Annotated in this window: 15 protein-coding genes; 13 read left to right on the top strand and 2 right to left on the bottom strand. The window is 47.2% G+C overall.

The features are described 5' to 3' along the window. Positions 1 to 453: 453 nt before the first annotated feature. The 9 genes from recQ to GPL15_RS08015 all read left to right on the top strand — a co-directional run bounded on the left by recQ (position 454) and on the right by GPL15_RS08015 (position 16,928). Positions 454 to 2,967: a DNA helicase RecQ gene (recQ, locus tag GPL15_RS07975; RefSeq protein ID WP_215697754.1), complete on the top strand. Its 2,514-nt coding sequence runs from the start codon at positions 454 to 456 to the stop codon at positions 2,965 to 2,967. 341 nt (positions 2,968 to 3,308) lie between these two features. Then, positions 3,309 to 4,859: a sensor domain-containing diguanylate cyclase gene (locus GPL15_RS07980; protein ID WP_215697757.1), complete on the top strand. Its 1,551-nt coding sequence runs from the start codon at positions 3,309 to 3,311 to the stop codon at positions 4,857 to 4,859. Between the two features lie 8 nt (positions 4,860 to 4,867). Continuing rightward, a complete protein-coding gene (locus GPL15_RS07985) occupies positions 4,868 to 7,567 on the top strand; it encodes a GGDEF domain-containing phosphodiesterase (protein WP_215697759.1) in 2,700 nt (899 codons plus the stop codon). 17 nt (positions 7,568 to 7,584) lie between these two features. Continuing rightward, complete coding sequence (locus tag GPL15_RS07990; RefSeq protein ID WP_215697763.1) at positions 7,585 to 9,735, top strand: ATP-binding protein; 2,151 nt, start codon at positions 7,585 to 7,587, stop codon at positions 9,733 to 9,735. A 9-nt stretch (positions 9,736 to 9,744) separates the two neighbouring features. Continuing rightward, positions 9,745 to 11,073 carry an extracellular solute-binding protein gene (locus GPL15_RS07995; RefSeq protein WP_215697765.1) on the top strand — a complete coding sequence of 443 codons (1,329 nt, stop codon included), beginning with the start codon at positions 9,745 to 9,747 and terminating at the stop codon, positions 11,071 to 11,073. Between the two features lie 5 nt (positions 11,074 to 11,078). Beyond that, complete coding sequence (locus GPL15_RS08000) at positions 11,079 to 13,673, top strand: hybrid sensor histidine kinase/response regulator (protein WP_215697767.1); 2,595 nt, start codon at positions 11,079 to 11,081, stop codon at positions 13,671 to 13,673. A gap of 260 nt (positions 13,674 to 13,933) precedes the next feature. Beyond that, positions 13,934 to 14,227: a YciI family protein gene (locus GPL15_RS08005; protein ID WP_215697769.1), complete on the top strand. Its 294-nt coding sequence runs from the start codon at positions 13,934 to 13,936 to the stop codon at positions 14,225 to 14,227. A 91-nt stretch (positions 14,228 to 14,318) separates the two neighbouring features. Then, positions 14,319 to 14,972, top strand: a complete 654-nt coding sequence (deoC, locus tag GPL15_RS08010; RefSeq protein ID WP_215697771.1) for a deoxyribose-phosphate aldolase — start codon at positions 14,319 to 14,321, stop codon at positions 14,970 to 14,972. A 471-nt stretch (positions 14,973 to 15,443) separates the two neighbouring features. Further along, the gene (locus GPL15_RS08015) at positions 15,444 to 16,928 is read left to right on the top strand and encodes an amidophosphoribosyltransferase (protein ID WP_215697773.1); all 1,485 of its coding nucleotides are present in this window, start codon (positions 15,444 to 15,446) and stop codon (positions 16,926 to 16,928) included. Positions 16,929 to 16,947: 19 nt separating this feature from the next. Here the strand turns inward: GPL15_RS08015 and GPL15_RS08020 are convergent, their stop codons facing one another. Together GPL15_RS08020 and GPL15_RS08025 are read right to left on the bottom strand one after the other, a co-directional pair. Beyond that, positions 16,948 to 17,601 carry an RloB family protein gene (locus GPL15_RS08020; protein ID WP_215697775.1) on the bottom strand — a complete coding sequence of 218 codons (654 nt, stop codon included), beginning with the start codon at positions 17,599 to 17,601 and terminating at the stop codon, positions 16,948 to 16,950. A gap of 3 nt (positions 17,602 to 17,604) precedes the next feature. Next, complete coding sequence (locus GPL15_RS08025; RefSeq protein WP_215697777.1) at positions 17,605 to 18,927, bottom strand: ATP-binding protein; 1,323 nt, start codon at positions 18,925 to 18,927, stop codon at positions 17,605 to 17,607. A 266-nt stretch (positions 18,928 to 19,193) separates the two neighbouring features. Between GPL15_RS08025 and GPL15_RS08030 the strand changes: the two genes are divergently transcribed. The 4 genes from GPL15_RS08030 (at position 19,194) to GPL15_RS08045 (ending at position 23,417) form a co-directional block, all read left to right on the top strand. Beyond that, the gene (locus tag GPL15_RS08030; RefSeq protein WP_215697779.1) at positions 19,194 to 20,321 is read left to right on the top strand and encodes an ROK family transcriptional regulator; all 1,128 of its coding nucleotides are present in this window, start codon (positions 19,194 to 19,196) and stop codon (positions 20,319 to 20,321) included. A 114-nt stretch (positions 20,322 to 20,435) separates the two neighbouring features. Next, entirely contained in the window at positions 20,436 to 21,461 is a 1,026-nt protein-coding gene (locus GPL15_RS08035) for an alcohol dehydrogenase catalytic domain-containing protein (RefSeq protein WP_215697780.1), read from the top strand. 14 nt (positions 21,462 to 21,475) lie between these two features. Continuing rightward, positions 21,476 to 21,868, top strand: coding sequence for a VOC family protein (locus tag GPL15_RS08040; protein WP_215697782.1), 393 nt, complete (start codon positions 21,476 to 21,478; stop codon positions 21,866 to 21,868). Between the two features lie 406 nt (positions 21,869 to 22,274). Continuing rightward, the gene (locus GPL15_RS08045; RefSeq protein WP_215697784.1) at positions 22,275 to 23,417 is read left to right on the top strand and encodes an aldo/keto reductase; all 1,143 of its coding nucleotides are present in this window, start codon (positions 22,275 to 22,277) and stop codon (positions 23,415 to 23,417) included. The last annotated feature ends 102 nt before the right edge of the window (positions 23,418 to 23,519 follow it).

Here is a 23,519-nt window from a genome sequence, read left to right on the forward strand (position 1 = left end):
AATCCTCTTGATGAAAATCCTCTTGATGAAAATCCTCTTGATGAAAATCCTCTTGATGAAAATCCTCTTGATGAAAATCCCCTGATGTAAAATCCCTTTGATATTAAATTCCCTGCCGCAAAACAATTTTACCGCAAACTCCCAAATTGTAAAAATTCATTAAATTACATCAATTGCGGATTTTGTCAGTGACTTTACCGTTCAGATATGGTAAAATAAGAAATCAAACAATTACTAATTATGTTCTCAGTGTGTAACGCTTTTTATAAAAAAACAGCCGCACTGCCTGTCTGTATTTCATTTCCAGTATTACACCCCATTTCACGCATTCCATTTGTAAAATGCCGGTATTTATTACAGCAGGCGAGTTTTTTAGATGTCCGGATAGGAGGTTTTTGCGGTCTGGGAAGATACAGGTTAAAAAATATTTTATGGAGAAGACAAAGGAAAACTATGACCCAATACGAGATATTAAAACAATACTTCGGCTACGACCAGTTCCGTGACGGCCAGGAACTGCTTATTAACAGCATTTTAGAGGGAAGGGATGTGCTGGGAATCATGCCGACCGGGGCGGGAAAATCCCTGTGCTATCAGATTCCGGCGTTGATGATGGATGGGATTACGCTGGTGATCTCTCCTCTGATCTCACTGATGAAGGATCAGGTCAGCAATTTAAACCAGGTGGGGATTCTGGCTGCGTTTTTAAACAGCTCACTGACCGCATCCCAGTATTATAAGGTCCTGCAGCTTGCAAGGGAGGGCAGGTATCCGATTATTTACGTGGCTCCCGAGCGGCTGATGACGGATGAATTTCTGCGGTTTGCCCTGGATGAAAATGTGAAGATATCCATGGTTGCCGTGGACGAAGCCCACTGCGTATCCCAGTGGGGACAGGACTTTCGGCCAAGCTATTTAAAAATCGTGGATTTTATCAACCAGCTTCCGGTGAGGCCGGTTGTGAGCGCATTTACGGCTACGGCTACGGCGGAAGTCCGGGACGATATTATCGATATCCTGATGCTGCGCCAGCCCCAGGTGATGACCACTGGATTTGACCGGGCCAATCTCTTTTTCGGCGTCCAGTCGCCTAAGGATAAATACGCCTGCCTGACAAATTATCTGGAAAGGCATAAAGGGGAAAGCGGAGTGATATACTGCCTGACGAGAAAAGTTGTGGAGGAAGTCTGCACCAAACTGGCAGGGGACGGGTTTTCCGTAACCAGGTATCACGCGGGCTTGGGAGACCGGGAGAGAAGGGAAAACCAGGAAGATTTTATCTATGACCGTGCGCAGATTATCGTGGCCACAAATGCATTTGGCATGGGAATCGATAAATCCAACGTCAGGTTTGTGGTGCACTATAATATGCCCAAGAATATGGAATCCTATTACCAGGAAGCAGGGCGCGCGGGGCGTGACGGGGAACCGGCAGAGTGCATCCTGCTGTATGGAGGGCAGGATGTGGTGATGAACCAGTTCTTCATCGACAACAACCAGGATAACCAGGAGCTGGATTCGGTGACCAGGGCGATTGTGCAGGAGAGGGACAGGGAACGGCTGAGGAAGATGACATTTTACTGCTTCACCAATGAGTGCCTGAGAGACTACATACTGCGGTATTTCGGTGAATACGGGGAAAATTACTGTGGAAACTGTTCCAACTGTTTGAATCAATTTGAAACCGTGGATGTGACTGAAATCGCAAAGGCGATTATCGGCTGTGTGGAATCCTGCAGGCAGAGATATGGGGCCAATGTGATTATTGATACCGTACATGGGGCCAATACGGCGAAAATCAGGCAGTACCGGATGGACGGAAACCCATACTACGCCCGCCTTTCCAAAGTGCCCACTTATAAGCTGAGACAGGTGATGAACCATCTTCAGCTAAAGGAGTATTTAGCCGTGACAAATGACGAATATTCCATTGTGAAACTGACCGGCAAATCCGCGGCTGTGCTGGAAGAGGACGAGACGGTTGTCATGAAGATGGCAAAGGAACAGGAGCACCCTGCGAAAACCAAGCCGGAAAAAGGGAAGAAGAGCCGGAAAGGCGCGGCGGCCGGTTTTTCGGAAGCGGAGTTCACCGAAGGCGAAGACGCGCTGTTCGAGAAGCTGCGCACCCTGCGGTTTGAGATCGCAAGGGAAGAAAAAGTGCCTCCTTATATCGTATTTTCAGATAAAACCCTGACTCATATGTGCGTGGTCAAACCCCAGACAAAAGAGGAAATGCTTACGGTAACAGGCGTAGGTGAATTTAAGTATACGAAATATGGGGAGAGATTTTTAAACAGCATAAAAGCGGAGGCAGGAAAACTTTATGAAACCGCTAAAATACCGGATAAGAATCAGGCGGAAACCGTTTCGGCCAGCCGTTCTGTGGAAACGCCGGGCAGTTTTGGGCCGGATGACAGTGGGTATTTCGGAGAAGACGACCCATTTTACTGCAGTGACGGCAGTGAATTTGAGGATTGGTCTATAGATAACGTGATGGCGGCCTGGGAGAGCGGCAGCCGGACGCCGGTGAAAGCGGCAAAACAGGGGGAAACCGGACAGCAGGAGAAACCGGATGAAGAGACGGTTGTGGTGAAAAAGAAAAAGAGCAAGGGTTCTAAAGAGGATTTCGTCATGACCCGGGAACTTGCAGACCAGATCCATTATTCCCAGCGTACCTCCCTCAGCGATTTTGTGGGCCAGATCAATGACCTGCGGGACGAGGATGCCATGAAGCGGCTGACCATTAAGTCGGTGGAACAGAAATTGATTGAAGACGGGTATTTCGAAGACCGGTTTTATAACGGAATGAAACGGAAGAAGCTGACCGAAGGCGGAGAGGCCTTCGGAATCGTGGCCGAGACGCGCATCAGCGAGAAAGGCAACGAGTATGATGTGTTTTATTATACGGAAAAGGCCCAGCGGGGGATTGTGGATTGGCTGCTGGACTGCGTGATGAAGGGGGATTAATTTAATATCTTAAAAAACAGGTATCCAAACGGGTGCGCGCCATGGGGAATGCGGTATGGCGGCCAGGGGGGGGACACCTGTTTTTTTCTGCCGTTTACGTTATTGTTTAAGGTTTTCCACCGGTGCCCCCAGCGTATGGCCTTCTGGCCGGGGTACCGGAGAAAGATCGTAATCAGTCTGGATTGTTATATCTGTTCACTTTGGAAAGAATCATATGCGGGGGAATCCTGTTGATTAATGTGGAGTGAAATGTTATACTCAGCTTATATAAATTGGCATAGGTTCCAAGATGAAAAATTTGCCAAAAAGTAATAGAAACTGAAAGGTAAGGCTTTATAGATATGAAAGGAAATCAAAAAAACAGCGGAGGCAGCCGTCAAGTGTCGTTTGCTCCTGTCCTTCGCTACAGCATGGTATTCTGTGTACTGACACTTGTTGTTATTCTGCTTGGAGGAACAGTTTTATCTCTGATCCGGATGAAAAGAGATGTCCGGCTTTCCATGGCTTCGGTTCACGCACAGGTTTCACAGCGGGTCGAAGGGACCATAACCCTTTTGGAATCCCTGGCCAGTCTGCCGGAATATTACGATCCTGAAATTCCCCCTATAGAAAAAGTAAAAAAACTGGATCAGATGAGCCCCTACTTCGGCTATCTGATGATCTGTTATGTGGATTCGGATATCAACGTACATTCCGATGGTTCGGAACCGGCCAGTCTGGCCAGCAGGGATTATATGCAGAGGTTATTTTCCACCGGGCAGAGGCAGGTTACAGACAGTTTTGCCGCCGGAGCGGATGGGGTTACTCTGAATTATACGGTGGCGGTGCCTTTAGTAGACAAGGAGAACCATATTACCGGCTGTCTGTTCAGCGCCATTTATTTTGATGAAGTTGTGGAGATTCTGGCTCAGTCTGCCGGTATTAATCATTGTGAAGCCACTTTACTGGGCACTCAGGGCCAGATTATGTCATCTACATCAGGTCTGCCCTACGGCTCTTTGGTGATGGACGAACTGCGCAGAAATTATCTGTTCAGGACTACGGCGGATAAGCTGGAGGAACAGATGCTGGCTGCAACTGCCGGAAACTACTGGAGCATCAAAGATGGAAGCCTTCATTATACGGTATTTCAGCGGGTGGCGCATACGAACTGGGATATTCTGTGTTCAGTGAATTTCTGGAGTATATTTTGGGAGATTTTTCCCGTTATGCTGGCAGTGGCTGCGGTAACCATCCTGCTCTGCGCCGGCCTGATTATGATATTAAAACGCTATATTGCCAGCCAGATGCAGGTGGTGGAGATGCTCATCCGGTCTGTGGAAGAACTTGAGAAAAAGATTTATCAGGATGAGAGGCCGGAGGATGTGGATTTCAACGAAATCATCCGCTTAACCAGCAATGGATTATCGGACAGCCTGACCGGTGTGGTCACCCGGTCGGTATTCTTAAACCAGGCGTCCGCCCTGTTGAAAAAAGTGGATGGAAGCTGCGTCACTGCTCTCTGCTTTGTGGATATGGATAATCTGAAAAATATTAACGATTCATACGGACACAACGGCGGAGACGTGGCTCTGAAAAGCGTGGGATATATCCTGCGGGAATACGAAAAGAAATACGACGGCGTAGTCGGCCGGTACGGCGGTGACGAATTTGTGCTCCTTCTGACTGATTTGGAGGATGAAGCGGAGCTGCAGAGCGTGCTGGATGAACTGGTGCTCCGGCTCCATTCCGAAATCGGTTCCGCCGGCCGGCACATACCTGTACAGTGCAGCGTGGGAGTGTCTGTTTACCGGACCGGTTACAGCCTGGAGCGGATGATCGCCGATGCGGATGAGGCTTTATACTTTGTGAAGCAAAACGGAAAAGGCTATTACAAAATTTTTGAAAATTGAGAGGGAATATGAAAACATGGAACAGATCGCGGCTTCCACTCTGTCTGGCGTCGCTGCTCATAATTGCCGTAGTTTCGGCATTGGGACTTTTTATAAGAAAGTCGTTTATAGATATCCGCCGACGGGAGACGGATTATATTCTGCATTTTTACAGCGAGAATATACTTTTGCAGCTCAGAAGCCATTTAAATGAAACAGATGCGCTGGCCCGGATGTCCGGCGCCATAGAAGAGGAGGGGACAGACTGGTTTAGAAGGGCTGCAATGCCTCTGCTGGAAAGGGAAGAAGTGCGCCTTGCCGGTCTGTTCAGAGGAGATACTGTGGTCTGCGCTCTTCCTGAGGAGTTATACGGCAGCCGGGTGGGGTTAGACCTGAAAGACTTTTCCTATATCTACACCATGGCAAAGGTGACGAAGGACTTCGCTGTGGAAGGGCCTGTTGTTTTGGATTATTCGGCGGATGGGGAGGAGGTATTTCTTTTTCTGAAACCGATTGTAAAAAATGATTCTTATCTGGGGGAGGTGGTGGTAGCCCTGGACAGCGATTATGTGATGGAACAGCTTGGCCTGGGGTATCTGTCCGAGAGAGGATACGATTACGAGCTGTGGCGGGTAGACCCCCAAAACGGAGGAAAGGAAATCATTGCGGTTTCCCGGAGCGGCGTTGATTTTTCCCATGCGGCGAAAACCACATTTTACCTTCCAACACAGTGGAATCTGAGCGTACAGCCGGCTGACGGCTGGGTCAGCGCCCATTTCCGTATAACAGTCTGGCTTTTATGCCTGTTTATGGCTGGAATCCTGCTGACCCTCACCTTTCTCTATGATAAATATAGAAAATGCAGCAGAAAACTGAAGCAGGCGGCGCTGAGGGATAATCAGACCGGTTTATACAATCAGACCGGATTTACCCTTCAATTGAACCGCTGGCTGGAAGAAAACAGCCCAATTATGCTGTTTTATTTCGTATTTGAAGGCTATAACCAGGTGGCACAGTTGATTGGGCCAAAAGAGGAGGAGGCATTTTTAAAGGCTATTCCAGCAAAAATCGATGAATTCACCGAAAGCCCCTATCTGGCGGGGCGCCTGGAATCGGGAAATTTTGCTGTGGCTGTCCGGGAAGAGATGGATGAAGAACAGCAGGGGAATTTTGCCAGAGGGCTGTCGCTGGAACTTTTATTGAAAACCCATTTAAACGGAGAGCGGTTTTTCTTAAATGCCCGTTACCAGTTTTTGAGGTGCCAGGCCGGTCCGGGAGAGGCGGAGGCAGCGGTTGCCGGGTTAATTCACGCATATTATACCAGAATTTTAAAGGAATCACCGGTGCGCATGCTGACTGAGAAATGCCGCCAGTTGATGGAAGGCCACAGTGATGTAGTCTTTAATGAATATACGGATCTGGAAATGATGGAATTGTCCAAAACATTTAACCAATATCGGAAACAGGTGGAACAACTGGCATATTTCGATCAGATGTTTAACGTGGGCAACCGGCAGAAATATTTCAGGGACGCCAATATGCTGATTTCCTATGATAAAAAACGGCAGTTTCATTTATACTGCGTGGATATTTGTGAATTCAGCCAGTATAATGAACTGTTCAGCGCCGAAGTGGGGGACAGAATCCTGCAGGAGGTGATAAACCGCCTTAACCGGTTGTTTGGAACCTATTTGTACCGGATTAACGGGGATGTATTTTTAGGCATTTCCCTTTCGAATGAAAGGGAAGAAGAATTTGCAGATAAACTTCAAAAGATTCTGAATAAACCGGCTACAATCGGCAGCGCCTCCCTGGCCCTTAAAGTGAGGATCGTTGTATGCCAATATCCAAGACATGGCGGCGCTCCGGAGGTTTTACTGGAACACATCCAGTCGGCCGTACGGTATGCCAAGGAAAATAACAGGAAGATTGTGGTTTATAACGATGAGCTGGATGAATTGTTCAGAACAGAAACGGATATCCTACACAGGCTGAAATCCGGTATCCGGGAAAATACCCTGGAAGTATGGTATCAGCCTATGATGCATCTGGAATCAGGGGAATTCACCGCAGTGGAAGCCCTGGTCCGGCTTCCCAACGGGCAGGGCGGATATTTTTCCGCGGGCCAGGTAATTTCACTGGCCGAACGAAGCAGCATGGCGGAAGATGTGGGAGATTATGTGACCGGCTGTGCCTGCCGGTTTATGAAGAGGATGGGAGAAAAACTGGGCCTTACTCATATGAGCATTAATCTCTCCGTCCAGCAGCTTCTGCTGGATAACAGCGCAGGCCATCTGCTCGATATAATTGGAAATACCGGAGTCAGCCTGAACCAGATTACTCTGGAGATCACAGAAAGCATTCTGATTCAGTCGATTGACCAGGCCTCAGCGGCTCTGGATAAGATCAGGGAAATTGGGATCAGGGTGGCATTGGATGATTTTGGAGTAGGATACAGCAGCCTTAACTATTTATCCAATCTGCCGGTTGATGTGATAAAAATTGACCGTTCTCTTACAAAACAGATCCTCACAAATCCGAAACAACGCGCACTGCTTCATTCAATTGTGGAGATGGCAGAGATTAATTCGCTGACCGTCGTGGTGGAAGGATGTGAGACTGATGAGGAGAGGGAAATCATAGCGGCTTCCGGCATTCAATTCATTCAGGGCTATTATTATGCGAGGCCGATGCCGGAAGATGAATTAATCCGTTTTTTAGGAAATTGAAATAGCCGGAGTTTGGTATGAAAAAGCAGAGGATTGAGATTATGAAACGTGTGGAACAAAATCACTGGCGTAAATGGAGGGCAAGGGTTCTCATTTTTGTGACGGCCTTTGCAGTTTTAGCGGGGGGATACTGGCTGTATCAGCAGAGTATCGGACATGCGGTATACTCCACAACCATGTCATTTATGAAACAGCTTGCGGATCACGATCAGATGAATGTGATCAACCAGATGAACAGCAAGTGGGAGGCACTGGAATTTATTTTAGAGCGCATCAGGTTCAGCAGGAATCTCCGGATGGAACAGGTGATCTATGATTTGGGGGTTGAAGCCCGCTCCACAGCTTTTGATACGCTGTATTTGATTACCGATGAAGGCAGGGTATTCAGCAGCTCTTACCTGGAAACAACGCTGGATGGCATGGTCTGGGGGGATATTTTCCGGGAAAACAGCGGCACATTTGTTGTAAGGCTGAATGAGGGCAGCCGGGAACGGTGGGGAGAATACCTGGTTTACGGCAGACATCTGAAAGAGCCATTTCTCTGTGACGGCCAGCGGATATCCGGCGTAGTGGGCCTGGTTCCCATTACGGAGATATCGAATCAGATGAGAATGGAAAGCTTTGACGGCCAGGGGGTTGCCGTTGTTATGAGGCCTACAGGAGAAATTATAACAGCCAGCCAGCAGTATAATAGCAGTACAGCCGCTAAAAATTTCCTCTTGCCTTTAAAAGAAGCGGAATTTTACAGAGGGGGATCTTATGAAAAATGCAGGCATGCGGTGGAGAATAACCAAAGCCTGTTTGCAGAATACAGCTTGGATGGAGAAAGCTTTTATACCTTGTTCCAGCCCATGGAACCACAGAATGGACTGGACTGGTATATGGCGGTCCGCGTCTCTACCCGGGTGACGGATGAACAGGTACGGGTTCTGTTTTGGCGCTCTCTGCCGTTCTTTTTTATATTGGGATTGTTCGTGCTGGCCATATCCTATTTCGTTTACCACAGCATGAATGCAGCCAGGGTTGCCCGGGCCTCTGAGCAGGCAAAATCCTCATTTCTGGCCAATATGAGTCATGAGATAAGGACGCCTCTCAACGGCATTGTAGGGCTCCAGTATCTGATGAGGCAGAGTTTGGATGACAGGGAAAAGCTGGAAGAGTATTTAAACAAGGCCGAAATTTCAGCCGAGTTTTTAAAGAGTGTGATAACGGATGTGCTGGATATGTCCAAAATTGAGAGCGGCCAGCTGGAAATTTTTAATAATGATATGGATTTATCTGCTCTGATAAAAGAACTGGAAGTGATAGTGGGGGTTCAAACTGAGGAAAGAGGACAGAGGCTTAACGTGGACTGCAGCGGATTGATCCAGCCTTTTGTGTCCGGGGATGCCCTGCGGTTAAAACAGGTGCTGACCAATTTACTGGGAAATGCATTGAAGTTCACGCAAAAGGGTGGAACGATCAGTCTTAAAGTCAGCCAGGAAATAAATGAAGATACGGCGTTAACCACTTTTGTGGTGGGAGATACCGGCTGCGGCATGAGCCCGGAATTTCTGAAACGGATCTGGCAGCCGTTTGAGCAGGAAAGGCGGATTGCGTCTCAGAATGGCACCGGGCTCGGCACCACACTGAGCAAAAATCTGGTAGAAAAAATGGGCGGCTCCATTTCCGTGAAGAGCGTGCAGGGAGAAGGGACGGAGTTTACCGTAGTGATCCCTCTGCCTGTGGCGCCGCCGCCGGAAGGCCTGCCGGACATTGCCGCGGATGAACAGAGCGGGTGGGAATTCCGGGGAAAACATATCCTGGTGGCTGAGGATAATGAAATCAACCGTATGGTAGTGAGCTCCATTCTGGAAGAACAGGGGTGCCGGCTGACTGAGGCAGTTGACGGGGCTGAGGCGCTGAAGATATTTAAAAACAGCAGCCCGGGATATTATGATCTGGTGCTGATGGACGTGCAGATGCCCCATATGGACGGATATGAAGCCACACGGCAGATACGAAAAACCGGCCGTCCGGACAGCGCCTCCATTCCGATTTTTGCCATGACAGCCAACGCCTTCCGGGAAGATGTGGAGAAGGCTCTGGACAGCGGAATGGATGATGTGTTCACCAAGCCTCTGGATATTTCACTTTTATTAAATAAGATCAGGAATCTGCCTAAATAGGAGGAAGACATGAAATTCAAACCAGTAATTTGTGCGGCATTAGCGTCATTGCTCTGCATTTCACAGACCGGATGCGCGTCACCGGCGCCGGCCAAGAAACAGATCACACTGAATATAAAGACAACGCCGATCGGACTGGGAAACATTCCAGGCGTCGGAGACGCTGAAGTTTATGACATGCTGGAGGCAGCAGCCGATAAATTTAAGGCCCAGTATGATAAATATGATGTAACCTTTGAAATCAGCCGGTATTTCTATCTGGATGAAAAAGAGCAGCTGGCGGACAAATATGGAACCGGTGAGGCGGCGGACATCTTTTATTCCGGCTCCTGGAATCTGCCTACTTATGTGGCCAGGGGATGGATGGTTCCGTTGGACGACATCATCGATGAGGAACTGCGCAGTGATATAGACCAGAAAATCTGGGACCAGAATACGATAGACGGGAAAGTTTATACCATGCCGTTCCAACAGCTTCAAAATACGCTTATGGTCAACAAAAAAATGATGGAAGAGGCCGGACTGGAACAATATATTCCAAAAGGGGATACGGTTGCCCACTGGTCAACAGAGGAGTTTGAGCTGATTCTTGGGAAACTTCAGGATTCTCTGGAGGGAAACCAGTTCGCCTTCATGATGTACGCAGCTAACAATCAAGGGGACAGCCACATCATGACACTGCTCCGTTCCCATGGCAGCACGCTTTACGATGAAAATGGGAAGTTTGCGGTAAACACGCCGGAAGGAATCCGGGCTCTGGAGTGGCTGAAGGAACTGGACGCTCAGGGTATCACTCCAAAAGGAGCGGAAAATATGGAACTTCTGGACTGTATGAGCCTGTTTAACAACAGCCAGCTGGCCATTTGTGTGGGAAATCTTACTAATCTGTGGGATGCGTGGAATAAGGGGCTGGACATTTTTTTGGTGAACTTCCCAAGCCTGGATGGAAATGGATATGCCACCAGCAGCACCAATGGGTTCTGCGTGTTCGATAATAAGGATGAAGATAAAATCCAGGCAGCTAAAGATTTTATACGTTTTATCTACAGCGATGAAGACCTGATGAAGTATTCCCTGGGCACCCTGCCGGTAAACCGTTCGGTTACGGAAGCTTATAAAGATGAGATACGCATGCTGCAGGCCTATGGTGACAACAATGGGAATGTAGTTGACAACATCCGCAATAATCTGGGGTGGCAGGGGGTAAGAGATGTGTTTTATCCCAACATCCAGGCTCTTCTGTTAGGTTCTATGACACCGTCAGAAGCGGCGTTCTTCATCGATGAAAGCTGTAATGCCGCTCTGGAAAAGGGACGAGCTGAAGCAAAAGGTGAATGATGAGAATGAAGACATTGAACCGGGAAAGCAAAAATCTGCGTTCGCTGATGCGATGGCTGCGGATTACATGTATTATTTTGGTTATTTTTGATTTGACAACAACGGTTCTCTACTCAATTTCCGCTATGAAGAAGTCATCCCTCGACACCATAGCGCGGACGGAAAGCCAGATCAGTGAATATATTCGTTCAGTCTGGAATTTGGGAAATGCGGTTGCCGCCGCTCCTGCCACCAGGGACAGCACGCTTTCTCTCCGGCAGCGGGCCCGGATGCTGATTCCGTATGCGGACGCCTATGACCTTTTTATGCTGGGGATTACCAATCAGGATGGGCTTCTGGGCAGCACCCTGGAGCGCTCCCAGATAACTTCCACCGAGATGCTTAATAACGAAGGGGTTGGAAACCTGAGCAGCCGTCCTGCGTTCCAGGAGATGATGGCTACCGGAAAATCGATACTGACGGACACATATCCTGCCGGCGCGGACGGAACCACCATGATTTATACCATCTGGATTCCTTATTATATGGATGACGGGATTGCCGGAGCAATCACGGTATCTATTAAGTTTGACTTTATTAATGGTATAATTACCGGCAAATCTTTAGAAGACAATTATTATTTTACTCTGCTTGACAGCGGAAACCAGATCAGCGCCAATCCGGATCAGGAACTGGTGGGTAAAACACTGGAAGAGGCATATGGAAAGAGCAAATGGGTCAGCGTCAGATATGAACAGTTGGACGAAAATTTAAAAAGCGGCAGAGCTGGTGAATATTGGGGGGTTAACAATGACAGGCTGGAGTATGTAACCTACATGCCCATATCGGGAACGCCATGGAAACTGGTCATGCGCACAGACTTTTTCGGCAGCTTCCGGAGTACGTTTATATCTTTGGCTGTGAAAGTGGCTGCCTATCTCTCCCTGCTTGTGTTATTTTCCCTCAGAAAAAACCGGGAACTGGTTACAAGAGAACGGTTATTTAATATGATGACCGGTAATGTGGACGAGATTTTTATGGCTTATAACATGAACCGGGGGAAAATGGAGTATGTCAGCAGCAATGTCTTTCGGGTCATGGGTATCTCCGCACGGGAGTGGACGGAGAATGAAGAGCGGATAAACGCGGTGTTTCAGGAGTATGCAGACAAGACGAAAGAAGAGAGCGGAGGCGGCATTTATATAGATCGGGAAATGTATAATCCGGAAACAAGAGAAACACATCCTTTCCGGTTCAGAATCTACAAATTCACCGAAGAGGGCGTAAACTGGGCGGTTCTGGTTATAACAGATGAGACAGAGGAACAGAAAAAAAAGAAGGCCCTGCAGGCCGCTTTGGTATCAGTGGAGAAGGCCAGCCATGCAAAAAGCGAATTTCTGACCAATATGAGCCATGATATCAGAACGCCTATGAATGCTGTTATCGGTATGGCGGAAATTGCGTCCGCTAATTTAGACGACAGGGAAAAGTTAGAGGAATGTTTAAAGAAGATTAATTTTTCCGGTAAATATCTGGTAGAACTCATAGACAGTGTTCTGGATATGGCGAAAATCGAGAGCGGATCCATGGAACTGAGGCGCGGAGAGTTTGATCTCGTTCATCAGCTCAAAGAACTGCATGAAAGATTCATGGACCAGGCAGATTTGAAACAAATCCGTCTGCGCCTGGAGATTGGGGAGATCAGCCACAGCCGCGTTGTGGGCGACAGGAACCGGTTTAACCAGATAATGGCCCAACTTGTGGACAATGCTTTGAAATACACTGAGGAAGGCGGCAAAGTCTGCATAACCGCAGAGGAAGAAACATGTGAAAAGGAGGGGGAAGGATTATACCGGATTGTGGTATCGGATAATGGAATCGGTATGGAGGAGGATTTCCTGAAACGGATTTTTGAACCTTTCGAGCGGGCTGAAAGCTCCACAATCAGCAAAACCATGGGGACCGGCCTGGGCATGTCTATCGTAAAACGGCTTGTGGGGCTGATGGATGGAACTGTCCATGTGGAGAGTGTGCCCGGTGAAGGAAGCCGTTTTACGGTCTGTATCCCTTTGGAATGGGCAGCGGCCGGGAAGGAGCCGGCTTTGGCAGCCCGGGAACTAAGCCGGGAAGATAAGGAGCCGGATTTGGCAGCCCGGGAACTAAGCCGGGAAGATAAGGAGCCGGATTTAGCAGCCCGGGAACTAATCCAGGAAGATCCGGTAAGGAACAGCAGCTATAGAATACTGCTTGTGGAAGACAATGAGTTAAATATGGAAATAATGCGTGAATTGCTGGGAATGGCTGGATTTATTACGGATGAAGCCTGTAACGGAGAGGAAGCGGTTAAGAAGTTTCAGGAATCTCCCATTAGCTACTACAGCATGATCATCACCGATATCCACATGCCCGGTGTGAATGGATATGAGGAGGCCGGGAAGATCCGGAATTTGGAACGTGAGGATGCCGCATCAGTTCCGATCATCGCAATGACGGCAGATGCTACATTGGAAGGCAGGCGGAAGGCGGCTGAGGCGGGGATGAACGGATATATTACAAAACCTGTTGAGATGGGACTGATGATGGAGACGATTCATAAATTACTGGAAACGGAATGGCGCTGACTTTGAGGTCAGCGTTTTTCTTTTATATTCCTGCGTTTAATCCGAGTGTGGAAGACGGAGCCCCTTTGGATGGCACAGCGGACTGGCCGGACATGTCAGCGGGGGCCGTGAACTGTAACGAATATCCTAATAAAAATTTCCGTATTGGACATGTTATCTTGTAGATTCACAGAAAGTAGGATACAATTAAATCTATCGTGGCAATATTTTTGTGACTGGGCCATTGGCCCTGAATAGTATCAGAAATTGAGGTGAGCACAATGAAGTACTTTATGGTTGAAGGAAGGATACTGGACGCCGGTAAGATGAGTGAGGAAATTATGAAAACCCATATGGCATACACGCAGAAGGCGATGGACGGCGGTATGGTCCTGCTGTCCGGGTTAAAAGAAGATATGAGCGGAGGAATCTTTATCATGAAAGCGGATTCCATTGAGATGATAGAGGCATATCTGTCTGAGGAACCATTTCAATTAAATGGGATTCAGGATTACAGAGTGATGGAGTTCCAGGCTCATTATGTTAATCAGGAACCGGGAGCATGGTTTAAGTAAATGAAGCATGGGACAGAGAATGGTATCAGTTCATACAGTTCTGAACTGTTACAGAGAATGCCCATAAAACAGAAGGGAAGGTATGAATTAAATGGACAGAGAAAAGATATTTCAGGCGGTGGATCACACATTGCTGGGCCAGGACGCCGTATGGGATGAGATCAGGCAGATATGCGATGACGCGGCCGCTTATCAGACGGCCTCGGTCTGCATTCCCCCGTCATTTGTAAAAAGGGCAAAAGAATATGTGAAAGACGGGATGCAGATCTGCACGGTTATCGGTTTCCCCAATGGTTACAATACAACGGCTGTAAAGGTATTTGAGACCGGTGACGCCATAAAGAACGGGGCCGATGAGATCGATATGGTGATTAATATAGGCGATGTGAAGTCCGGCCGCTATGATCTGGTGGAAGAAGAGATTAAGGCGGTAAAAGCTGCTTGTGGGAATAAGGTGCTGAAGGTGATCATTGAAACCTGTCTGTTGACGGATGAGGAAAAGATACGCATGTGCCGGGTTGTAACGGACGCCGGGGCGGATTTTATTAAAACTTCAACCGGATTTTCAAAGGGCGGGGCCACATTTGAAGATATCAGGCTGTTTGCCGAACATGTGGGGCCGGGAGTGAAGATCAAGGCGGCAGGAGGAATCAGCTCTTTTGAAGACGCTGAGAAATTTATGGAGCTGGGAGCCAGCCGCCTGGGAACAAGCCGCATTGTGAAGCTGGCGAAGCAGGAACAGTGATGTAATATTACTGTTCCCATCCCCCACAGGCGAACCAGACAAGCCGGCCGCGCCGCCCGAAGGAAATCCGCCTTCCGCAATTTGAGCTCACAGTTTCGGCCAGGACAACTCTAAGGACGGAAGGGGATAAAAGCAAGGGGACCGATGACATTCATCGAGAAGCCCTTCAGGGCTTCTCGATGAATGTCCTCTTGAAATCTGACTTTGAAGGTCAGATTTCCCCCCTTGCTTTTATCCCCTTCCATCCTAAGCGTTGTCGATGGCCTGCAAAAATCGCTCAAATTGCGGAAGGCGGATTTCCTTCGGGCGGCACGGCCGGCTTGTCTGGTTCGCCTGTGGGGGATGGAAACAGTAATATAACTTATTAGAATTTTTAATAAATTAAACACGTTGTATTACCTATATGATATATGGTACACTTACTCTGTATGATAATTTTAAGTGACAATACCATTTGGAGGAAATAATATCATGGGTGGATTTTTCGGTGTAACATCTAAAGAAGATTGCGTGATGGATTTATTTTTCGGAACAGATTACCACTCTCATCTGGGAACCCGCAGAGGAGGGATGGCGGTTTATGGAAGGGATGGCTTCCAGAGAAGCATCCACAATATTGAGAATTCCCCGTTTCGTACCAAGTTTGAGCGGGATGTGGAGGAACTGAAAGGCAACTCCGGCATCGGCTCCATTTCAGATAATGAGCCCCAGCCGCTGTTAATCCAGTCTCATCTGGGCAGTTATGCGATTGTAACGGTTGGAAAGATCAACAATGAATCCGATCTGATCCGCCGCGCGTTTGAAAACGGACACATCCACTTTATGGAAATGAGCGGAGGCAGGATCAACGCCACAGAGCTGACCGCCGCTATCATAAATCAGAAAGAAAGCCTTGTGGAGGGCCTTCTATATGCACAGGAAATGATCGAAGGCTCTATGAGCATACTGATCCTGACGCCGGAAGGGATTTATGCGTCCAGGGACAGGTACGGACGGACGCCGGTGATGATCGGGCGCAAGGAGAATGCATGCTGCGTGTCATTTGAAAGCTTTGCCTATATCAATCTGGGATACCGGGATTATGCGGAACTGGGCCCCGGAGAAATCGTGCTGGTTAAGCCAACGGGCATCCAGAGCCTGAGCCGTCCAAGGACAGAGATGAAGATGTGCTCATTTTTATGGGTATATTACGGATATCCGACTTCCACCTATGAAGGGGTGAATGTGGAGGAGATGCGCTACCGCTGCGGACGGATTCTGGCGGAACGGGATATGGGCTGCGGTTCCAATGGCGGCTGTGCGGGATGCCCGGGACGCAAGACGGAGAATCTCAAGAAGGAAACCGGAGAGAGCGTGTACCCTGATATCGTGGCGGGAGTTCCCGATTCCGGTATCGCCCATGCCATCGGTTATGCCAATGAATCCGGCATTCCCTTTGCGAGACCATTTATCAAATATACCCCTACCTGGCCCCGCTCTTTTATGCCGCAGAACCAGAGCCAGAGAAATCTGATCGCCAAGATGAAACTGATTCCCATCGATGCGCTGATCCGGGATAAAAGCCTGCTTTTGATTGACGATTCCATCGTTCGGGGAACCCAGCTTGGGGAGACTACAGAGTTTTTATACCAGAGCGGAGCAAAAGAGGTTCACATCCGCCCGGCCTGTCCGCCGCTGCTGTTTGGATGTAAATATCTGAATTTTTCAAGATCCAATTCTGATTTGGATCTGATCACCCGCCGGATTATCCAGGGCCGGGAAGGGGATGAGGTGTCCCATGAGGTCCTTTTGGATTATGCGGATCCCGACAGCAGGAATTATCAGGAGATGGTGGAGGAGATCCGCCGAAGGCTGAATTTTACATCTCTCCGATTCCATCGGCTGGATGATCTGGAGAAATCCATTGGGCTGCCGCCGGAGAAGCTTTGTACTTATTGTTGGAGTGGGAAGGAATAAGGACTGTTGGTAACTGCTTTTAAAGTATTCCGCATTCTGATAGGATTTTTTCGACGGTTTCCCAGATTGAAAGAGATGGATTTTGTTTGTAATAGTTATATCCTTTATACTGCTGCAGTTTATATCCTGAATCCTCATTCCGTTTCATAATGTCCTTTGCCCGCCGGACAGCTTGCCGGACATCCTCGAGGTTCAGTTTTCCGAGCACGCGCTTAAAATTATCCGCCTGCTTATATTGTTCAAGGTTTTCAAATTTTTCTCCGTAGGCCCGGTTCAATGGTATAAGGTATTGACTGCGATGTGTCAACGGACCATTGCAGTCAGCCTTATGCAAAACAATCCAGAGTTCGAATGTGAGATTGCTGTAGCCAAGTTTATATTTTATGCTTTTTCCAATAGCTTGAGCTGCTTTCATCTGGTCTAGTGTTGTTTGAAACTGTTTTATATGGAACGGTTCTTCACTTTCTCTATCGAATACATGGGTTATTTCTGTTTTTTCGAGAATTGTCAGCCGTTTGACCCGGGCTAGAGGATTTTTCTGTATTTTACAATCCAATTTCACTGTATACGTGGCTTCCGGCGCTGCATTAATGGCATTTTGCAGCCAGTCCAAGTACCATTTTTCAGTTTCACCTTCTACGGAAAAGTAGTATGTTCTTTTTTCTTTGCGCATAGATTACACCTCTTTTCTGCCAAGTATCAGCTCTTCAATAACAGGCGTGAAATCTATATCTTTAATGGCGCCATACCGGTCAATAAAATAGTTTTTCATGTAGTCTCCTTTTTTACGAACACCGGACTTTCCCGATGTTCCAAAATCGGAGAGGGAGTAGTGGGTGCTGAAGTGGGAATCATCGTCCCTTTCCACAAATTTAATTTCATCACGCCGTAAGATATTAGCATTTAGGAAAATGGGATTGTGGGTGTTGAAAATCAATTGTGCATGATGAATATTGAGTTCATCATTGTGAAAGATATTTATAATATTCATCAAAGCCATTGGGTGAATAGAAGCATCAAATTCATCCACTACCAAAGTGCCGCCGTTTAACAGTGCGTTAACGACAAGAGGAAACAAATTTATAAACCGTATTGTTCCATAGGATTCAAACAATTCAGCAGGAATAGCCGTTCCATTTCCAATCTCTTCAAATATGGAGCATAGTCTGGCTTCATTACTTTCCCCCTCAATGACATACCCGATTGCGTTTGAGTTAATTCCAAAATAAGCTGCCGCTTCATTGAGCGTTTTTTCCACATATACGGATTTCTTTTTAGGATCGCTGAATTTCCGGGTAATGTGCATGGAGTCGGCTCTGTAAATTACCATAAATTTATTTTCAAGCCAACTGCTGATTAGTGATGCCAGTTTGGCACTGAACATTGCCTTAAATCCATTCATCAAAAACAGTTCTTCTGAATTTAAGTTACTTTTTGATAAGGCAACAGCCCCTTCTGCGTTCTGTTCAAAAGCATTTACCAATAAGTCTTGAATTACGTTCAATGAACCGAATTCCAGGCTTTCATTTCTCGAGAAAATCATAGCATCATTGACCATGAGGATTTCTGTTAAAATCTTGCGCGGATAATCAATATCTAAGAACTTCCCCAAATCAGCCGAAAATGAATACTCTATTAAGAGGTTGTCTGAAATAAATTTAATTGAAAAGCGGACAGGTTCAATCGTCTGAAGCGAGTTATTGGGTATTAACTCTAACGCGCCAGCGGCTGCATTGGGATTATTTTTGTCATTATCATTTCGAAGATTCCCTCTAAGCACAATTGATTTAAAGGTATCCATAGCGCCGATTATATTTGTTTTTCCGGAGGCATTGGAACCGTAAATAACTGCAGAACAAAGGCTTTTGCAGGTTTTCTTGCCGATGTTCTTCTGCAGTATGCTATAATCCAAGCCTTTTTGTTTTGGGGCGGGAATCAGCGAGAAAACCAATTCATCTTTGAATGATTTATAATTTGAGGCTTTAAACTCTAATAACATATAATGACCTCCATTCTGAAAATATACTGCAAAATTATATTTATATTATACGCTAATATAAAGAAAAAAGTCAAATATATGTTATATATTTTGCAATAATAATGCGAAATAAATTTATAATTATAACGTTGATCAGCATGTGAACAAATATGAGGTTTTTCATCATTATTGTAATTAGAAATAATTTTTATTTTAGTTGTAATACCTCAATAAAAATTGTATGATTACTTTTATGAAAGACTTTATGAAAGTGAGCCGTTCCAACCATGAAAATGAATGAAAAACCAATCGAAAAGAAGCGTCAGAACAAAACGAAAATCGCCTGCCACATACTCCGCAGAAAACAGATATCCAGGCCGGAGCTTGCTTCGGAACTGGGAATCAGCATGCCGACGGTTCTTCAAAATGTAAAGGAGCTGATGGATGAGGGGATTGTGGAAGAGGTGGGAGAATATGAGTCCACCGGAGGAAGAAAAGCGAAGGCATTGTCTGTTGTCAGTGATATCAAATTCGCGGCGGGAATTGACATTACGGCAAACCACGTCAGCTATATTGTGATTAATTTAAAAGGGGAAACCGTCTGTCAGAAACGGAGCCGTCTCAGATATGAAAATCTGCCGGGATATTATGAAGACATTGCTGTGGGTCTTCACAGCTTTTTAGATGAAAACCGGGTGGACAGACAGAAGATCCTGGGGGTAGGAATCTCCCTGCCCGGAATCATTGACAAAGAAAACCATAAACTCATGCGGTCCCATATTTTAAATGTGAGCGATATCAATCTGGAATCCATCAGCCGTTTAATTCCGTATCCGGTTCAATTTGAAAATGATGCCAACAGCGCGGCCATTGCGGAACTTCAGGGAACGGATCAAAATGCCGTCTACCTTTCTCTGAGCAATACGGTGGGGGGCTCCATTTATATGAACAACTCCATCTACGCGGGTGATAATTTCAGAAGCGCGGAATTCGGGCATATGATGATCCATCCTGACGGAAAGGTCTGCTATTGTGGGAAATACGGCTGTGCGGACGCTTATTGTTCTGCAAATGTGCTGACTTCCTATGTGGGGGATGAGGCCGATCCGGCGGACTTTTTTCGGATTCTGGAACAGAAAGAGCCTGGAGCTGTGGAACTTTGGAGCCGTTATCTGGATGATCTTGCCGTTGTGATCACAAATTTGAGGATGGCATTTGACTGTGATATTGTGCTGGGCGGTTATGTGGGCGGCTACCTGAAAAATTATATGTCGGAATTGGGGCGGAAAGTGCTGAATTATAATAAGTTTGATAATGATACCCTTTATCTCAGAACGTGCAGTTATGAAAAAGAGGCATCGGCTGTTGGCATCGCCATGACATTTTTGGACGCGTATTTTAAAACATTTTGTTAGATAAAATTATTGACAAACAGGGATAATAAGTGCAATAATATAATTACTTTGATAAAACACTTTATAAAAGTTTTTGAACGATGAAAAATGAGAAAAAGAAAAGGAGAATGTTCTATGTTACAGCAAGTAATGACAGCTCCGGGCGTAATTGAATTCCGGGAAATTCCGGTGCCGGAAATCAGAGAAAATGACGTGTTGGTTAAGATCATCAAGATTGGCGTCTGTGGTTCGGATATCCACGTATACCATGGTGAGCACCCATTTACCAGTTATCCGGTAACCCAGGGCCATGAAGTATCCGGCGAAGTGGTGGAAGTTGGAAGCAATGTAACCGGTTTCACCCAGGGCCAGAAGGTGACAATCCAGCCGCAGGTAGTCTGCGGGGAATGCTACCCCTGCCGTCACGGGAAATACAACCTTTGTGAGGAACTGAAGGTTATGGGATTTCAGACAACCGGTATGGCATCCCACTATTTTGCGGTAGACGCGGCTAAAGTGACACCGCTGCCGGAAGAAATGAGCTTTGATGAAGGGGCTATGATCGAACCTTTGGCAGTTGCGGTTCACGCTGTTAAAAGGGCGGGAGATGTAAATGGAGCGAAAATAGCCGTTTTAGGAGCCGGCCCAATCGGTATATTAGTGGCACAGACAGCCAAAGGCCTGGGCGCTGAAAGCGTTATGATCACCGATGTCAGCGATCTGCGCCTGGCAAAGGCCAGGGAATGCGGTGTGGATTTCTGTGTGAACACCAGGGATAAGGATTTCGGCGAAGAGATGATCCGCAATTTCGGGCCGGATAAAGCGGATGTGATTTACGACTGCGCAGGAAACAACATCACCATGGGCCAGGCCATCAAATATGCCCGGAAAGGCAGCACGATCATACTGGTAGCGGTATTTGCCGATATGGGAAAGATCGATCTGGCCGTGCTCAACGACCATGAACTGGATCTGAATACCAGCATGATGTACCGCAATGAAGATTATCTGGATGCAATCCGCCTGGTGAATGAAAAGAAAGTGATGCTGGCGCCTTTGATTTCCCAACATTTCGCATTTAAGGATTATTTGAAAGCATACCAGTACATAGATGAAAACAGGGAAAGCACCATGAAGGTGATCATCAACGTTCAGGAATAGATGGAGGAGTGCATATGAAAGCGGAAAATATAACAGGAATCCAGCATGTGGGAATCCCCACCAATGACATGGAGAAGACATTGGAGTTTTATCATGCCCTGGGGTTTGAAACGGCTTTTGAAACTATCAATGAGGCCGCGGACGAGAGAGTTGTATTTTTAAAATGCAAAAATCTGGTTGTAGAAGCATATGAGAACCACAAGGCAGCCGGCAGGGACGGAGCGATTGACCACATAGCTCTTGACGTGCTGGATATCGAAGAAGCCTTTGCATGGGTAAAAACGCTGGGATATGAAATGCTGGATCAGGAGATCAATTTCCTTCCATTTTGGGAAGCCGGGGTTCGGTTCTTTACCATTCTGGGGCCAAATCATGAGAGAGTGGAATTCAGCCAAATGCTTAAATAACAGGCGGGGCCGGAACATGAAATGCCGTGTAAGGTTCAGCCATTGAATAAAAGAGTGTTATATAAGGTGGTGGAATGCGCATAGCCGCCATCCTTATATGGCGCTCTTTTTTTGTTTATTTCTGAAGCTGCAGTTAATTGTTTTGTATTGCCCATATCTGTGTGAGCGGTTTGACATATTTATGAGCTAATAGTAAAATGGAAAAAGCTAGTTATGGGTTTGTTCTCCTTAGGCGGAAAATGCGCCCCGGCATGAGATGGGGGCTGAATCTCACGCCGGGGATATCATGCGGAACGGTAGAAGCCCGTTTACGGGGCCAGCCTATGGAACTATTTTCACTATATGACGGCTAAAAAGCTATATAGTCAATAAAAAATGTCACAAGCCACAGGGAAGGAGCAAAACTATGAGATACAGAGAATTAGGAAAAACAGGCCTCCGGGTCAGTGAAATCGGTTTGGGAGCGGAATGGCTGGAACGCCACAATACGGAGGAGGTAAAGGCGGTTATCGGCCATTGTGAAGCTGCCGGAATTAACATTTTGGACTGCTGGATGTCGGAACCTAAGGTGCGTTCCAATATCGGCGCGGCCATAAAAGGCCGCCGGGATCATTGGATCATCCAGGGACATTTAGGATCTACCTGGCAGGACGGACAATATGTCAGAACCCGGGATCTGCCGAAAGTGAAAGAGGCGTTTCAGGATCTTTTGACACGGCTTCAGACGGATTATGTGGACTTGGGCATGATTCATTTTGTGGATGAAAAGGCTGAATTTCACCGGATCATAGACGGGGAGTTTATGGAGTATGTGAGGGAACTGAAGAAAAACGGCGTCATCCGCCATATCGGACTGAGCACCCACAACCCGGATGTGGCAAAGCTGGCTGCGCTTCAGGGGGAGATTGAGATGATTCTTTTCAGCATCAATCCGGCATTTGACATGCTTCCTGCCAGCGAAGACATGAATGAATATTTCAAAGATACCTATGCCAAAGAAGTGGGCGGAATCGCTCCGGAACGGGCAGAACTTTACCGGATCTGTGAGCGGGAAGGCGTTGGCATCACCGTCATGAAAGGATATGCGGGCGGAAGGCTGTTTTCAGCAGAGGCATCACCCTTTGGCGTTGCCCTCACCCCGGTTCAATGCATTCATTATGCCCTTACCCGTCCGGCAGTTGCCAGCATCATGGTTGGCTATGACACCACGGAGCACGTGGATGCGGCGGTGGCCTATGAGACCGCTTCCGAAGAAGAAAAGGATTATGCCAGCGTGCTGGCAGGCGCGCCCAGCCATGCTTATTACGGGCAGTGTACATACTGCGGCCACTGCGCTCCCTGTCCTACCGGCATCGACATCGCCATGGTGAATAAGCTCTATGATCTGGCCGCCATGCAGGAAGAGGTACCGCCTGCGATCCGCGCCCATTATGAATGCCTGTCCGCCAATGCCAAAGACTGCATCGGCTGCAGGGGATGTGAAGAGCGGTGCCCGTTTGGAGTGAAGGTGGCGGAGCGGATGGAGAAGGCTGTAAAACTGTTTGAATAAGAGGGAATTGGAATTTAATTGAGGAAGTTACGCAGGAAAGCGGGACGAGGGGACGGACTGGATGTTTGGATGCGGGCGGGCCAAGGGGAATCCTTCGGGGAT

Source organism: Clostridium sp. MCC353 (assembly GCF_018785315.1).
GTDB lineage: Bacteria > Bacillota > Clostridia > Lachnospirales > Lachnospiraceae > CHH4-2.